The organism is Mycobacterium sp. Root265 (assembly GCF_001428895.1).
Classification (GTDB): Bacteria; Actinomycetota; Actinomycetes; order Mycobacteriales; family Mycobacteriaceae; genus Mycobacterium.
In genome coordinates this window covers 50,132-64,280 of sequence record NZ_LMJA01000033.1, presented here as the reverse complement: position 1 = coordinate 64,280, position 14,149 = coordinate 50,132, and the positions used below count along the sequence as shown (strand labels likewise).

The following is a 14,149-nucleotide window of genomic DNA, read 5'->3' as shown; positions in this document are numbered from 1 at the left end:
CGCGTGCGGATTGAAGTAGAACCGCAGGCGCTCATCGATGCGGGGAAACAGGTCGGCTCTCTTGGCGCCCAACTCGGTGCGCTGTCGGACGCCATGGGGCAGACACTGTCTGACGGCATCGCGTCCGGCACGGATCCGGCAGGGTTGAACTTCGGGATCTCCTACGGCCGCCAGGCCGACGAATTCGGGAAGCAACTGGCGCAGCTGGCCAACGCCTTCAAGAGCGTCGGCATGCTGCTGGAGGCGACGGGCTTCAATTACAAGAATGCCGACGCCGCATCGACCGCCGGCGGGCCGGGACCGTCGGGCAGTGTCAGCGGTGAGCAGGCGGAGACCACGGCGGGCGATGCGCCCTACGCACCCAACGGAAGCATCGTTCCTCCGCCGTCGAAATGGTGGATGATCCAGCCGTTCCTGAACATGATTCCACTGTTCGGGGCCGCAATGACATGGCCCACCGGCAACGCCTCGATGATGAATCTGACTGCGGCGCAATGGGCCAACATCGGTCGGGGTCTGAAAGTGTTCGAGCCCGCACTGGCCGGGGCCGCCGCTGCTGCAGGGGCTCAGAACATCCCCGAGGTCGAGCAGATCAACAAGGCCCTCAAGGATCTGGGTGACGGCGCGACCAACCTGGCCAGCTTCGGCGACCAGATGGCCACCACCATAAGCGATTTCGCCAAGGGCGTACAGGAGACCCAGGACTCCATCCGCGACCTGCTGGACCGGCTGTCGCTCGACGGCCTCTGGGACACCGTGACCGGGTTACTCAGCGGCGACGGTGACAAGGTCCTGCGCGAGATCGCCGAAGACGTCGGCAATGTGCTGGAGAACTTCCAGAATCAGGTTCAGGGTGTCCTCGGGTTGCTCTCCGAGCTACAGACCTTGCTGGGCGAGGCAGCCGATTCTTTCCAGAAGTGGATAAGACCCGTCCTGGTGGGGGCTTTCGGCGACGATGTCGGCAACGCGCTGGCCGACGCCGTCAAGATCTCCACCGACCTGCAGGCCGGCCTCGGGATCGCGGTGATCGGCCTCGTTTCGGGCACCGTGGCCCTCGCCGATCCCGACACCTGGAAGGGCCTGGCGGACACCGCGATCATGATCGCCAAGGATCCGACGATGATCGACGACGTCCTTCTTCAGTCCGGCAGCGAGTTCATCGCCTGGGATGAGATCACCGGCGACAATCCGGCACGCGGCGTCGGTGAGGCTCTCGGCAACATCGGATCGCTGTTCATTCCCGGGGGTGCGCTGGCCAAGGGCGGTTCGGTCGCGAAGGGACTGGCCGCAACCCGTCGTCTGCTCGACGGTGGGGGACTGGAGGGGCTCGGCCGTCTGCCGGGACTGGGTGGCAACCGGGTGCCGGATGCACCCGAACTTCCCGATGCGCCTGCCGCGCCCAACATCCCGGAGTTCACCCCGCCGCCCGGAATTCCAGGCTCGGTGCTGGGACCGAACAGCCCAGGCGGTGGTCCGTCGAGCCCCACCCCGACATCGCCGACCTCGCCGGGGTCCGGCTCCGGTGGCGGCCCTGCGCCGACCGGGCCGTCAACCAACGGTTCGGGACCGAGCCAGTCCGGAGGCGGTGCTGGGCCGGGTAGTTCGTCGTCGAACGGTGCCGCGCCGACGGGAGGCTCGCCGAGTCCGAGCGGCAGCAGCGGGGGTCCGTCGTCCAACGGTCCTGTCCCGACGGGTGGTTCGCCCAGTTCGAGCGGTGGTGACGGCCCCAGCAAGCCGTCGGGCGGCGCGCCGTTGTCCCCGTCGATGAGCTCGCCTGGTGATTCTCCCGGCTCGAGTGGGCCGAGCCAGTCGCCTTCGGGGGCTGGTCCTGCGGGCGGCGGGGATGGTCCGGGTGGCGGGTCTTCCGCGAGCGGTGGTGGGTCGGGCGGACCGTCACCCGACGATCGGGCATCGAGTCCGACAGGTGGATCGTCCAACACTGACAGTTCACCGCACCACACCAGCGGTGACGGATCGCTGTCCGAACCTGATCTGAAGCAGAGCGATCCCGAGAACGAAGCGCCTACTGGACATCCGCCGAATGATGGCGGCGGACAATCGAAGGATGACGGAGGTAACTCTGGGACCTCTGACTCTTCCGGTGTAAGTGGCGCGGCACCAGAGGCGGCGGCATCGGATGGAGACGTCGGCGGCCATTCGAACCCGCTCCATTCCGATGCGCAACGTGGCGACGGGTGGCATCGTCTAGACAACGACGAGATCGACGTTGACTATGGGCGCCACCCGTTGGATGAGCATTGGACCTATGGCGACTACCCGGACGTCATCGCGCCGGAGGTCCGGGGTCTGATTTCTGATCCCGATGCGCCGTGGGGCCGAGATGATGACGGAAGCCCGCTTTCACAGGATCAATACGAGTCCGTCTATAACAAGAGTGGACCTAACGGCGATCATTGGCAGAACTGGCCGCCGAATGCAGGCGCGGTTCCAGAGACCAGGCTGGTGTACGACAGATTGGATGCGTTTATCCGTGACTTCGGCACACTGGACGGCAACCTGGAGGTCGACCGGATCGGAAAGTTTGAAGGCGACTATCTAGCCGTCATGTCAGACGGGATTCCTGCAACATTTGAGCAAAGGTCTCTACCCATCTACAGCTTGACGCAGCCTTATCACCAGTTCGAGATGTCTGGCGACCTGCCCGATGGATGGACGGTTGAAGTGTCAGAAGTGGCGCCGGCGTTTGGTCGCGACGGCGGAGGCACGCAGGTTCGTATTCTCGACGCTGACGGCAACGCGGTACTGATACCGCGTCTGAAGGGACTAGGGATTCTGCAATGACACCTCCTCGATTGTCATCCGACATCACCGCATGGGCACAGCGTGCGGGGTACCACTCCACCGACGATGCCGACGCGCTGGTTCTGTACTCAGAAGGTGGCGAGAATCGCTATTACGTCCGAGAGCGGCAGGACGGCTGGTGGGAACTCAGCTTTGCGAGCCGCGGCGAGGATGAGCGCTTCATGCTCCGCGCCTCTTCAAGAGAAGTTCTGGAGCATCACTTGGTGGAGGTGTTCGGTGTGACAATTCGCGATGAAGCGGCGCTGCCCTTCCTGCGGTTGCCCTACAAATCGTCGGACTTGGCTACTGGCTATCACCTCGACGAGATGTCCGATGGTTTTCGGACGCTGAGCCGAGACGGCGAAGGTCCTGTAGCGATGGCGCGAGACAAGACATTGAGCATGCTGGTTCTTGTTCCATTGTCGCATTACCTACAGCTCACAATCGTTGAACTGGAGCAGGCCTTCCTCAATGAAGAAGGATCGCCGTTGTTGAGTGAAGGGCAGTACAGGACTCATTGAGATAGTCCGAGTTCGCTTGTCGGTGCCGGGTTATAGCGAACTGAGCGAAAGTATAGGGATACGCCGATGACTGTCGTTGTAGAGGTGTCTGATGACTTGGCGGACTGGGCAACTCGGGCTGGCTGCGAGGTCAATCAGGGATCGCAGCCCCCTCTGCGTGACGATGTGGACGACGATGGAAGAACCGTAATCTGGGCTAACCACGGCGAGATCCGTTACTTCGTCGGCGGCCATGCAAGCGGGTGGTTCTGCGTGACATCTTCCGAGCGGATGTCCGACGAGACACTTGAGTTTGCCGCTGAGTCCATGCACTTGATCGAACTGTACTTCTACGGAAAGTTCGGCTTGTCCCTGCGAAGTTCGCTCAAATTGCCGGTTTTGAAATATCCGCGTTCGGCCGATGACGCGGTCGGCGGATACAGCCTAAGGACCGCGACGTTTGATGAACGAGAAAACCTGGCGCTAGTCGATGCCAAGGGCTCGGCTATTGCACTGACCACATCTGGCCGGATAGCCGGTACAGCGGAGTTGGTTTGTCTCTCTTACTATCTCGCATCGAGCGTTGAGGCAGTCAAGTCCTCGTATCTGAACCCGACTGGGCAACCGTTGTTCACGGTCAGAGAGAAATTAGGGCCTGGGCTTGTGCCCGCTCGCCTGGAGTGAGCATGCGGGCCTCCACCAAACCATGCAGTCCAATGGCTGAAAAGAGATGTTCGTGGACCTGAATGAACTGGCCAAAGCACTGGACGCCATTGCGATTGCCGGCGATGTGCTGGCGCTAGGCGGGCGCGCGGAATTTTCCTGGTGTATAGAGCAAGCCGATGATGGCAGGTGGGAGACCTACTGGTACGAGCGAGGTTCGAAAAACAACCTTGCCTGCCTGGAGACTGAATCCGACGCGTGCTTCCATCTACTTGGTCGGTTGACTTACAGCCAACTCTTGTCTGGGACATTGTCCGTCGACTCGGGACGGTAACAGTGACTTCAGGATTCGAGGGCGAAGTGCACCGTAAAATTGGCGCGACGTTGGCCAAGTTCAACCTCGTGTTTGATGGTGTCTTCGACGGAGTTGATGAAGGGGGCCGTAATCTCGCAATCTGCTATTTCCGGGGATTGAACTGCAAGCTCCAGATCTATATGTGGGAGGCCGCGGGCGAAATCGGCTGCATGATCGGTCCGGCTGAGGCGCCGAATGAATTCGGACTGCTCGGCGATTCGAAGAAGTGGAGTGCGCTGACCAGATTCGCTACGCCGCGTCCGGCCTTGCCGTGCGACGGCCCAGTCTCCTTCGTTCCGACCGGGCCGGAGAGCTATGCAAAGCCGTTAGGCCGGGTCAGATCTTGTATCGACGCCTACTACGACGAAGCTTGCATGGGAGTCCTCGCCGTGTACGGTCCGGAACCGGCCAAAGTGGACGACTTCATTGAGGTGCCGTCAACCGGGGCGGTCGCGGTCTACCGAGCGAAGCGGTATCCAATCGCATTCAGCAGCGATGACTGGGTGGCGCTACAAGCCGATCCCGAAGTCGAGATACCTGACGTTCTTCAGCGAGGGGCCTCCGGTCGACGAGAAACTCGGACGTACAAGACATGGGCCAAAGTCCCGAGAACGTCCGTCGACGAAATAGTCCATATGCGGGTGACCGGAGTAGTCGCTGGACACTCTGTTTCAATCCAGTCGCAACGTTCCGATGGGCAGGTCAGTGTCGATTTCGTGGGCGCCCCTAACGTGGCCAAACAACTCGGTCTGAAAGGTGATCAACACATGTGCTGGACCGGATTGTTCGCTCCAGAGGACTTCGAAGACATTGTCGTTGAGGAGGTGCGACGCGAATGAACCGAGACGTCTCTTGACACTCGTGCTGTTGATCCGAAACGAACTAACGGCCTATCCACCCGACTTCCTGCCGACGCCGCGAACGCGGTCACCGACTGATCCAGCAGCCCGGATGAAACCGCGGCACACCCGGGTGACTGACTTACACCTGCGAATCCGGGAACGCGATCACCGACAAGAACCGGATGGGCAGCTCGACCAGATCTACCGGCCCGTGCGCGCCCTCCCCGTCGATCTGTAACGAGTCGCCGGCATGCAGGGTGTACACCGACCGGCTGTGGCTGTAGTCCATCACCCCTTCGAGCATGTAGATGAACTCGGTGCCGGGATGCTGGAACAGCGGGTAGGTCTGGCTCTTCTCGGTGAGCGTGACGTGCAGGCACTCGAGGCGCTTGTGCTCCCCGCGCAATGAGCTCAGCAGTTGGTACTCGTGGCCCTGCTTGGTGCCGTTGCGCACGATCTCCGCGCCGGTGCCGGCCTTGACGAAGGCGGCCGGGCGTTCCACGTCCGCACCCCGGAACAGGCTGGTCACGGGCACGTCCAGGCCGCGGGCCAGCAGCGCCAGGGTGGACAGGCTGCACGAGGTCTGCGCGTTCTCGATCTTGGACATCATCGCCTTCGAGATGCCGACCCGGGCCGCCATTTCCGCGACCGTCAGCCCGTGCTGCTGGCGCAGTTGGCGCACATTGCGGCCGATCGCCGCCTCGAACTCCAGTTCCTCGACCGGCTCGTGCGGATCCCGCTCGCGAGCCGTTCCGGACTGGTTGCGCAGCAGCGGAACGTCACTCACGGCCGGCCCCCTGTCGTCTAACGCATCTCCCCGGCACCCACGTATGGATACGGGCTCTTGAGCAGTGTGCCATCGGCGAACCGCGAGAGCGCAAAGTCGGTCTCCGGAATGCGCGGGTCGGCGCTGCGACCGTCGGTCACCAGGTCGGCGACCAGCCGCCCGACCGCGGGGGCGATCTTGAAGCCGTGCCCGCTGAACCCGGCCGCCACGATCAACCCGTCCAGCCCGCCCGCGGAGATCACCGGGTTCCAGTCCGGGGTGACGTCGTAGCAGCCGGCGTAGCTGCCGGTGATCCTCGCGTCGGCTAGGCCGGGGAAGCGCGTGCCGACCTTGTCGACCGTCATCTCCACGAAGCCGTCGGTGGCGCGGTTCAGGTAATCGTCCGGGTCGGCCTCCTCGCAGTGCGCGAGGTCGCTGTTGCCGAACAGGATCTCCCCGCCCAGCTCCGGCCGCACGTACTGCAGCGAGACCAGATCGGAGAACACCGGCACCGGACCGAGATCCAGGCCGGGGGAGATGGTGACGATCTGCTCGCGCACCACCCGAATCGGTACGTCGACGCCGTAGCGGGCCAGAAATGGTTGCGTCCAGGCCCCGGTGGCGACCACAACGGTGTCTGCCGAGACCTCCGTGCCGTCGTCCAGCCGGATCCCCGTCACGCGGTCGCCGTCGATGAGCAGGTCGGTGACGTTGGCGCCCTGCCGGATTCGCACGCCGGCGGCCCGCGCCGACACCGCGAAGGCCTGCGCGGTCTGGTAGGCATCCCCGTATCCGCCACGTGCCTCCCACCCGAACGCCGCGAACGGGCTCAGATCGGCGGTCGGCCACAGCTTGGCGACTTCGTCGACACCGATCTCCTCGGTCTGTACCCCGACGGCGCGTTGTGCGGCAAGGCTCTTGCGCATGGCCTCGACATTGGGTGCGCCGACGCCGACGACGTAGCCGGTCTGGCGGAATCCGATGTCGGTGGCGTGATCGCCCATGAACTGCTGGGGTTTCTCGAACACCTCCAGGCTGGACGCCGCCATCGCGGCCAGCGAGCTGACCCCGTAGTGGCAGCGCACGATGCCGCTGGACTTGCCGGTCATGCCGGAACCGACGGTATTGCGTTCGGCGACAAAGACATCGGTGACGCCACGCTGGCTCAGTGCCCAGGCCGCCGCGGCGCCTTCCAGACCGCCACCGACGATGACGACGTCCGCGGTCTCGTTCACAACCCGGCCCCGGGGATCCAGTTCGTACCGGCCAGCGGCACCCGGGCCATGGCGGCCGCTTCGATGGTGACCGCGACCAGGTCCTCGGGCTCCAGGTGGGTGACGTGGGCCTTGCCGCAGGCTCGGGCGATGGTCTGGGCTTCCATGGTGAGCACGCGTAGGTAGTTGGCCAGCCGTCGGCCACCCTCGATCGGGTCGAAGCGGGCCGCAAGTTCCGGGTCCTGGGTGCTGATCCCGGCCGGGTCGCGGCCGTCCTGGAAGTCGTCGTAGAAACCGGCTGCGCTGCCCAACTTTTCGTACTCGGCGGCGTAGCGGGGGTGATTGTCGCCGAGGGCGATCAGCGCCGCGGTACCGATCGCGACGGCGTCGGCGCCGAGCGCCAGTGCCTTGGCCACATCGGCACCGTTGCGGATACCGCCGCTGACGATCAACTGAACTTTGCGGTGCACATCCAGTTCCTGCAGCGCCTGGACCGCCTGCGGCACCGCGGCGAGGGTGGGGATGCCGACATGCTCGATGAAGACGTCCTGGGTGGCGGCGGTGCCGCCCTGCATGCCGTCGACCACCACGACGTCGGCCCCGGCGTGCACCGCCAGCTTCACGTCGTAATAGGTGCGCGTGGCGCCGACCTTGACATAGATCGGCTTTTCCCAGTCGGTGATTTCACGCAACTCGTTGATCTTGATGGTGAGGTCATCGGGCCCGGTCCAGTCCGGATGGCGGCAGGCGCTGCGCTGATCGATGCCCTCGGGCAGGGTGCGCATCCCGGCGACACGCGGAGAGATCTTCTGCCCCAGCAGCATTCCGCCGCCGCCGGGCTTGGCGCCCTGGCCGAGCACGATCTCGATGGCGTCCGCCTTGCGCAGATCATCGGGGTTCATCCCGTACCGTGACGGAAGGTATTGGTAGACTAGGTTTTTGCTCTGGCCGCGTTCCTCGGGGGTCATGCCGCCGTCGCCGGTGGTGGTCGAGGTGCCCGCTTCGCTCGCGCCGCGACCGAGGGCCTCCTTGGCGGGCCCGGACAGCGCGCCGAAGCTCATTCCGGCGATGGTGACTGGGATGTCGAGGTGCAGAGGATGTTTGGCGTGCCGATCCCCGAGCACCACATCGGTGCCGCACCGCTCGCGGTAACCCTCCAGCGGGTACCGAGACATCGACGCACCCAGGAACAGCAGGTCGTCGAAGTGCGGAAGCGGCCGCTTGGCGCCCCAGCCGCGGATGTCATAGATACCCGTCTCGGCGGCACGCTGGATCGCGGCGATGGTGGGCCGGTCGAAGGTGGCGGACTCGCGCAGACCGCGGCGGGCCCGATCGTCGGTGGAAGTCATCTAGTAGCTCGCAGAGTTGTCGACGTGGAAGTGGTAGAGGTTGCGGGCCGAGCCGTACCGGGTGTACTCCGAGGTCTCATCGGTGAACCCCGCCGCGGCAAGAAGTTCGGCCAGTTCGGCATGATGCTCGGGCCGCATGTCCTTCTTGACGCAGTCCGCGCCCAGCGAGGCGACCGCGCCGCGCACGTAGATGCGCGCCTCGTAGATCGAGTCGCCCAGTGCCTCACCAGCGTTGCCGCGCACCACCAGTCGCCCGGCCTGAGCCATGAAGGCGCTCATGTGACCGATGTCGCCGCCCACCACGATGTCGACGCCCTTCATCGAGATCCCGCAGCGCGCGGCCGCGTCTCCCTCGATGACCAACAGGCCGCCGTGGGCGGTGGCGCCCGCGGACTGCGAGGCGTTCCCGTTGACCCGCACGCTGCCGCTCATCATGTTCTCGGCGACGCCGGTGCCGGCGTTGCCGTTGATGAGGATCTCCGCCTGCTGGTTCATCCCGGCCGCGTAGTAGCCGACATGACCGTTGACGGTGACATGCACCGGCGCGTTCACGCCGACCGCGACGTTGTGCGCGCCGTCGGGATGGTCGATGACGAACTCGCCCTTGACTTTGGGCTTGTGCAGCGCGGTGTTCACCTCGCGCAACGGCGTTGTGCGCAAGTCGTATCGCACTAGCGTGTCCATGCGTACACCACCTCCGGCTCGGGTTCCCAGATCTTGGCCGATTCGACGCCGGGCAGCTCGGAGAGCGCGCGGTACTCGCTGGCCATGGCCACCCATTCGGTGGTCTCGGCGATGACGGCGGGCTTGCAGGCGATGGCGTCACGGACCACGGCGAACGAATCGTGATTGGAGACCAGCAGGGTGTAGAAACCGTCGAACGTGGCGCACAACTCTTTCAACGCGGTCTCGACATCACGGCCGGCGGCCAGCTGCTGCGCGACGAACCGCGCACCCACCTCGGTGTCGTTCTCACTGTCGAAGACCACACCCGCACGGCGCAGGTCACGGCGGATGGTGGCATGGTTGGCGAAGGATCCGTTGTGCACCAGGCACTGTTGCGGCCCGACGGTGTAGGGGTGGCAGCCCGACGGTGTCACCGCCGATTCCGTGGCCATCCGGGTGTGCCCGACGCCCTGCCAACCTTGGGCCTTGGACAGGCCCCACGCGTCGGTCAACGCGCGTGGATGTCCGACACCTTTGAGCACAGCAAGGTCGGCGCCGAAGCCGGCGATCAGTGCCTCGGGATAGGACTGCCGTACCCGTTCCAGCAGCTCCTCGGAGGAGCTGCCGGCCGACAGCAGATAGGTCGAATCCACCTGCACCACCTCGACGTCGGGTCCGAGGTCGGGTGCGACGGCGACATCGGTCACCGACACGCAGCCCCGCCCCGGCGGCGACCACAGCGGGTCGCCGTACACCGCGACACCGGCCGAATCAGCACCCCGGTCCGACATTTCACCGAGCATGCCGCTGAGCAGTTCTCCCAGCCGGGGATAAAGCTCAGGTGTGCGCAGGTGCAAACCCACGATCCCGCACATAGCGTTCCTTTCTAGAAGGCTGTCAGGTACTGGTCGACCTCCCACGGCGTGACGGTGCCGTGGTAGGTGAAGAACTCCTCGCGCTTGATGCCGGCGAAATACGTGGCCACCCCGTCGCCGGCGGCGTCGAGCACTCCGGTCATCACCGGGTCGGCGTCCAGCTCGTCGATCGCGTGCAGCAGTGTGGGCGGCAGGTTCGCGGGGCCCTGGGCGCCGACGGCACCGGGGTCGAGACTGCGTTTGATGCCGTCCAGCCCGGCACCCAAGGCGGCGGCGATGGCCAGATAGGGGTTGGCCGAACCGTCCCCGCCGCGCAGTTCGACGCGCTGGTTGTCGGGAACCCGGATGTAGTGGGTGCGATCGTTGCCGCCGTAGCTGGGTTTGCGGGGTGCCCACGATGCGCCCGAAGTCGTACTGGTGGCTCCGGTTCGCTTGTAGGAGTTCACCGTTGGGGCGATGACGGACTGCAACGCGCAGGCGTGATCGAGAATCCCGGCGATGAAGGCATAGGCGGTGTCGGACAGCCCCAGGCCGCGCTCATCGGTGTCGGTGGGGAACACCGGATTGCCCGCGCTGGTCAGCGAGAGGTGGAAGTGCAGGCCGCTGCCGGTGCGGTCGGCGAACGGCTTGGGCATGAAGGTGGCCACCATGTCGCGTTCGGCGGCGATCATGGACAGCAGGTAGCGCAGCGTGATCACCCGGTCGGCGGTCACCAGTGCCTCGGCGAACTGGAAGTTCTGCTCGAACTGCCCGTTGCCGTCCTCATGGTCATTGGCGTAGTTGGACCAGCCCAACGAATTCATCGCCGTCGAGATGGCGGTGAGGTGCTCATACATCCGGGTGACGCCGCGGGCGTCATAACAGGGCTGGGCGGCGGTGTCGGCTGCATCGGCGGTGACCAGAGCGCCATCGGCGTTGCGGCGCAACAGAAAGTACTCCACCTCGGCCCCGACCCATGGCTCGAAGCCGGCGTCGGCAGCCTGCTGCACGAGATTCTTCAGGATGATCCGTGGCGCGTACGGCCACGGCTTGCCCTCCACGTGCGGGTCACAGTGCACCAGCGCCAGACCCTCTTTGATGAACGGGATGGGGGTGAACGAGGCCGGGTCCGGTACGGCGATCAGGTCGGGATCCTTGGGCTCCTGGCCCATGGCGCCGACTGCATAGCCGGCGAAACCGACGCCTTCGGTGGCCAGCTGTTCGACGGCTTCGACGGGAACCAGCTTGGCGCAAGGCTTTCCGCGTAGGTCGACGAAGAGGGCGAGGATGAACCGGGTGCCGGACTGCTCGGCGAGGGTGGCGAGATCGGTGGTCATGGTTACCAGAACTTTCGTCATCTTGTTATGACTCGTCTCTTTGTAAGAAACAGAGTATCACGGTATGAAACTCACGCAAGCCGAGGAAACCCCGGCGACCCAAGGCCACCGGGGAATCATCGGTAGATCAGGAGAATTCGAGCTCGTATGCCGAATCACGGTGGAACTTGGCGTCGATGCCCTTCTCCTCCTCATCCGGGGAGATGCGGATGCCCATCGTCTTCTTGATGGCGAAAGCGATCGCGAAGGCGATGACGAACGAGTACGCCATCACCGCACCGGCCGCGACCGCCTGGCGCCACAGCAGATCGATGCCGCCGCCGTAGAGGAGGCCGTTCACGCCGTTGGGCATGCCCTCGCTGGCGAAGAAACCGATCAGCAGGGTGCCGACGACACCGCCGACGAGGTGCACGCCGACCACGTCCAGCGAATCGTCATAACCGAACTTGTCCTTGACTCCGACCGCGTACACGCAGATGGCGCCGGCGATACCACCGACGAAGATGGCGCCGATCGGCGTGACCGCACCGCAGGCCGGGGTGATGGCGACCAGGCCGGTGATCGCGCCGGATGCCGCGCCCACGCCGGTGACGTGACCGGTTTTGATCTTCTCGACGGCCAACCAGGCCAGCACCGCCGCACAGGTCGCCACGAAGGTGGTGACCATGACGATCGCCGCCGAATTACCCGCCGCCAGTGCCGATCCACCGTTGAAGGCGTACCAACCGGCCCAGAGCATGCCCGCGCCCAGCAGCGTCAGCGGCACATTGTGCGGCTTGCGCAGCTGTCCGAACATCGCGGACTTGCCGAGCACGATGGCCACCGCGAGGGCGGCGGCACCGGCGTTGATGTGCACCGCGGTGCCACCGGCGAAGTCGACCGCGCCCAGAGTGTTGGCGATCCAGCCGCCCACCGAGTTCTCGGTGACAACGCCGTCGAAGGCGAACACCCAGTGCGCGACCGGGAAGTAGACGAGCACTGCCCAGACGGCCGCGAAGACCATCCATGCGCCGAATTTCATCCGGTCGGCGACCGCGCCGGAGATCAGGGCGACGGTGATCACCGCGAACAGGGCCTGGAACAGTGCGAACAGGCTGATCGGCAGCCCGTCGATGGTCGTCATCGGTTCGAGCAGATCCGTCATGCCTGCGAATTCGGTGATGTCGCCGACGAAGCCGCCCATCGAGGTGCCGAACACCATCGAGAAGCCGAAGAGCACCCAGAGCAGTCCGACGATCGCGACCGCTCCGAACGTCATCATCATCATGTTGGTCGAACTCTTGACCGAGACCATGCCGCCGTAGAAGAGCGCCAGCCCGGGAATCATCAGCGTGAGGCCGATGATGCAACAGAGTATGAAGGCCGTGGTTCCTGTATCCATCAACATCTCCTACAGATGCGCGGCCCGAGCGGGCCGACCAACGGCAGTAACCGATGTTTGTGTTACAGCGCGCGTCATCCTGCGTTGCTGTGGCGTTAAACCTGTTTCGGGCGCGGGCGCATTTAGGGTGAACCGATGGCGGTCATCGACGTCCGGTCGTACGGCGCCACGGGCGACGGCGTCACCGACGACCACCCCGCGGTGCTGGCCGCGGTGCGCGCCGCCGGTGCGGGCGGGGGCACCGTGTTCTTCCCGGCGGGCGACTATGCACTGTCCGGAACGATCGGCAACGGCGCCCACGGATTCGCCAGGGTATGGCTGCTCGGGGACGGCGAGCGCGCCGCCCGGCTGCGCGTGACCACCGGTGTCGCTCCGGTGAGCGGACGGTGGATCGAGAGCCGCATCGAGAACCTGTTCGTCGACGCAGGCTCGTTGGGTTCTCCCGGCTTCGATGTCGACCTGGACAAGAGCTACATACGGCACTGCTGGGTCGACGGCTGGACGGGATTCGGCATGCGTTTGAACGCCTCGGCCGAGGGCCTGCTCAATTGGATCGACGACAACTTCATCGAGCAGCGCGAGGGCTACGGCATCCACACCACCTACCGCTTCTACGACTCCTGGATCGTCAACAACAATGTCGGGTCGACCGGCCCGAACCTGTCGGTGGAAAGCGGACCGCTGCGCATCATCGCCAACCACCTGAACGGCGCGCCGCAGCACAACATCGAACTCCGGGGCAACAAGCAGCTGACGGTGATCGGCAACATCTGCGAGGGCGCTCGACAAGAAGCGATCGTGTTCACCATGCCTGCCTGGATGGACACCGACGCCGAGCAGGTCCAGATCGTCGGCAACAACATCACCAACGGCGGCAAGGAAGCGCCCGGCACCTATCCGGCCATCGGTATCTACTCCCTGGATGCCGAGCACCGGACGAAGGGCTTCAGCATCACCGGCAACTTCATCGCCAATACCGACGCCGATGCGGGCTGGAGTTACGCGGTGGACGCCGAGTACGTCGATGATCTCGCGATCTCCGGCAACCAATGGGACAACAACGGGTACAGCGTGGCCGCGGTGCGGGCCGCCGGCCGCAATGTCGGAATTTCGGGCAATACCTCCGCGAATCTGCCGACGAGAATGGTCGTGCGCGCTGATTCCGATGTTTCTGTCGGCGCCGCGCTCGGGACCGACCAGATCTTTCTGCTGGACGACGGCGCCGAGGCCACGCTTCCCGACGCGGCGGGCAACACCAACCGCTACACGGTGAAGAACCTGGCGATGACCGGCACCCGACTGATCGCGTCGCGCGGGCAACGGGTGGACGGCGAACAGTATGTCCGGCTCGGACCGCGGGCCGCTGTCGACGTCATCTCCGACGGCACGAACTGGTGGACCGTCTGAGCGTTCGCCCACG

At 64.7% G+C, this 14,149-nt stretch carries 13 protein-coding genes; 6 read left to right on the top strand and 7 right to left on the bottom strand.

Annotated elements, in window-relative coordinates:
* Positions 1-3 precede the first annotated feature (3 nt).
* From ASE48_RS30925 to ASE48_RS33615, 5 genes are all read left to right on the top strand, one after another.
* Complete coding sequence (locus tag ASE48_RS30925) at positions 4-2,802, top strand: TNT domain-containing protein (RefSeq protein WP_057171039.1); 2,799 nt, start codon at positions 4-6, stop codon at positions 2,800-2,802.
* Positions 2,799-3,323 (top strand): Imm61 family immunity protein, encoded by a 525-nt coding sequence (locus ASE48_RS30920; RefSeq protein ID WP_057171038.1) that lies wholly within the window; start codon positions 2,799-2,801, stop codon positions 3,321-3,323. The genes ASE48_RS30925 and ASE48_RS30920 overlap by 4 nt, the downstream gene beginning before the upstream one ends.
* Positions 3,324-3,389: 66 nt before the next feature.
* On the top strand, positions 3,390-3,986 hold the full coding sequence (locus ASE48_RS30915; protein ID WP_057171037.1) for an Imm61 family immunity protein: 597 nt from the start codon (positions 3,390-3,392) through the stop codon (positions 3,984-3,986).
* Positions 3,987-4,038: 52 nt separating this feature from the next.
* The gene (locus tag ASE48_RS30910) at positions 4,039-4,299 is read left to right on the top strand and encodes a hypothetical protein (RefSeq protein WP_156409454.1); all 261 of its coding nucleotides are present in this window, start codon (positions 4,039-4,041) and stop codon (positions 4,297-4,299) included.
* Between the two features lie 2 nt (positions 4,300-4,301).
* On the top strand, positions 4,302-5,159 hold the full coding sequence (locus tag ASE48_RS33615) for a hypothetical protein (protein ID WP_235571765.1): 858 nt from the start codon (positions 4,302-4,304) through the stop codon (positions 5,157-5,159).
* 142 nt (positions 5,160-5,301) lie between these two features.
* On the opposite strand, the gene ASE48_RS30900 is transcribed toward ASE48_RS33615, so the two are convergent.
* From ASE48_RS30900 to ASE48_RS30870, 7 genes are all read right to left on the bottom strand, one after another.
* Complete coding sequence (locus ASE48_RS30900) at positions 5,302-5,949, bottom strand: helix-turn-helix domain-containing protein (RefSeq protein WP_057171035.1); 648 nt, start codon at positions 5,947-5,949, stop codon at positions 5,302-5,304.
* A 17-nt stretch (positions 5,950-5,966) separates the two neighbouring features.
* The gene (locus ASE48_RS30895; protein WP_057171034.1) at positions 5,967-7,163 is read right to left on the bottom strand and encodes an NAD(P)/FAD-dependent oxidoreductase; all 1,197 of its coding nucleotides are present in this window, start codon (positions 7,161-7,163) and stop codon (positions 5,967-5,969) included.
* A complete protein-coding gene (locus ASE48_RS30890) occupies positions 7,160-8,491 on the bottom strand; it encodes an FMN-binding glutamate synthase family protein (protein WP_057171033.1) in 1,332 nt (443 codons plus the stop codon). The genes ASE48_RS30895 and ASE48_RS30890 overlap by 4 nt, the downstream gene beginning before the upstream one ends.
* The gene (locus tag ASE48_RS30885) at positions 8,492-9,175 is read right to left on the bottom strand and encodes a protein glxC (RefSeq protein ID WP_057171032.1); all 684 of its coding nucleotides are present in this window, start codon (positions 9,173-9,175) and stop codon (positions 8,492-8,494) included.
* Positions 9,163-10,032, bottom strand: coding sequence for a glutamine amidotransferase (locus tag ASE48_RS30880; protein WP_057171031.1), 870 nt, complete (start codon positions 10,030-10,032; stop codon positions 9,163-9,165). The genes ASE48_RS30885 and ASE48_RS30880 overlap by 13 nt, the downstream gene beginning before the upstream one ends.
* An 11-nt stretch (positions 10,033-10,043) precedes the next feature.
* The gene (gene glnT / locus ASE48_RS30875) at positions 10,044-11,348 is read right to left on the bottom strand and encodes a type III glutamate--ammonia ligase (RefSeq protein WP_057171030.1); all 1,305 of its coding nucleotides are present in this window, start codon (positions 11,346-11,348) and stop codon (positions 10,044-10,046) included.
* Between the two features lie 127 nt (positions 11,349-11,475).
* The gene (locus ASE48_RS30870) at positions 11,476-12,729 is read right to left on the bottom strand and encodes an ammonium transporter (protein WP_057171212.1); all 1,254 of its coding nucleotides are present in this window, start codon (positions 12,727-12,729) and stop codon (positions 11,476-11,478) included.
* Positions 12,730-12,864: 135 nt separating this feature from the next.
* Here ASE48_RS30870 and ASE48_RS30865 point away from each other — a divergent pair, with 135 nt between their 5' ends.
* Positions 12,865-14,136: a glycosyl hydrolase family 28-related protein gene (locus tag ASE48_RS30865; RefSeq protein ID WP_057171029.1), complete on the top strand. Its 1,272-nt coding sequence runs from the start codon at positions 12,865-12,867 to the stop codon at positions 14,134-14,136.
* The last annotated feature ends 13 nt before the right edge of the window (positions 14,137-14,149 follow it).

Coding starts and splice junctions, on each gene's coding strand:
- ASE48_RS30870 (WP_057171212.1), bottom strand. CDS start 12,729: ATGGATACAGGAACCACGGCCTTCATACTCTGTTGCATCATCGGCCTC.
- ASE48_RS30915 (WP_057171037.1), top strand. CDS start 3,390: ATGACTGTCGTTGTAGAGGTGTCTGATGACTTGGCGGACTGGGCAACT.
- ASE48_RS30865 (WP_057171029.1), top strand. CDS start 12,865: ATGGCGGTCATCGACGTCCGGTCGTACGGCGCCACGGGCGACGGCGTC.
- ASE48_RS30890 (WP_057171033.1), bottom strand. CDS start 8,491: ATGACTTCCACCGACGATCGGGCCCGCCGCGGTCTGCGCGAGTCCGCC.
- ASE48_RS30880 (WP_057171031.1), bottom strand. CDS start 10,032: ATGTGCGGGATCGTGGGTTTGCACCTGCGCACACCTGAGCTTTATCCC.
- ASE48_RS30920 (WP_057171038.1), top strand. CDS start 2,799: ATGACACCTCCTCGATTGTCATCCGACATCACCGCATGGGCACAGCGT.
- ASE48_RS30885 (WP_057171032.1), bottom strand. CDS start 9,175: ATGGACACGCTAGTGCGATACGACTTGCGCACAACGCCGTTGCGCGAG.
- glnT (WP_057171030.1), bottom strand. CDS start 11,348: ATGACCACCGATCTCGCCACCCTCGCCGAGCAGTCCGGCACCCGGTTC.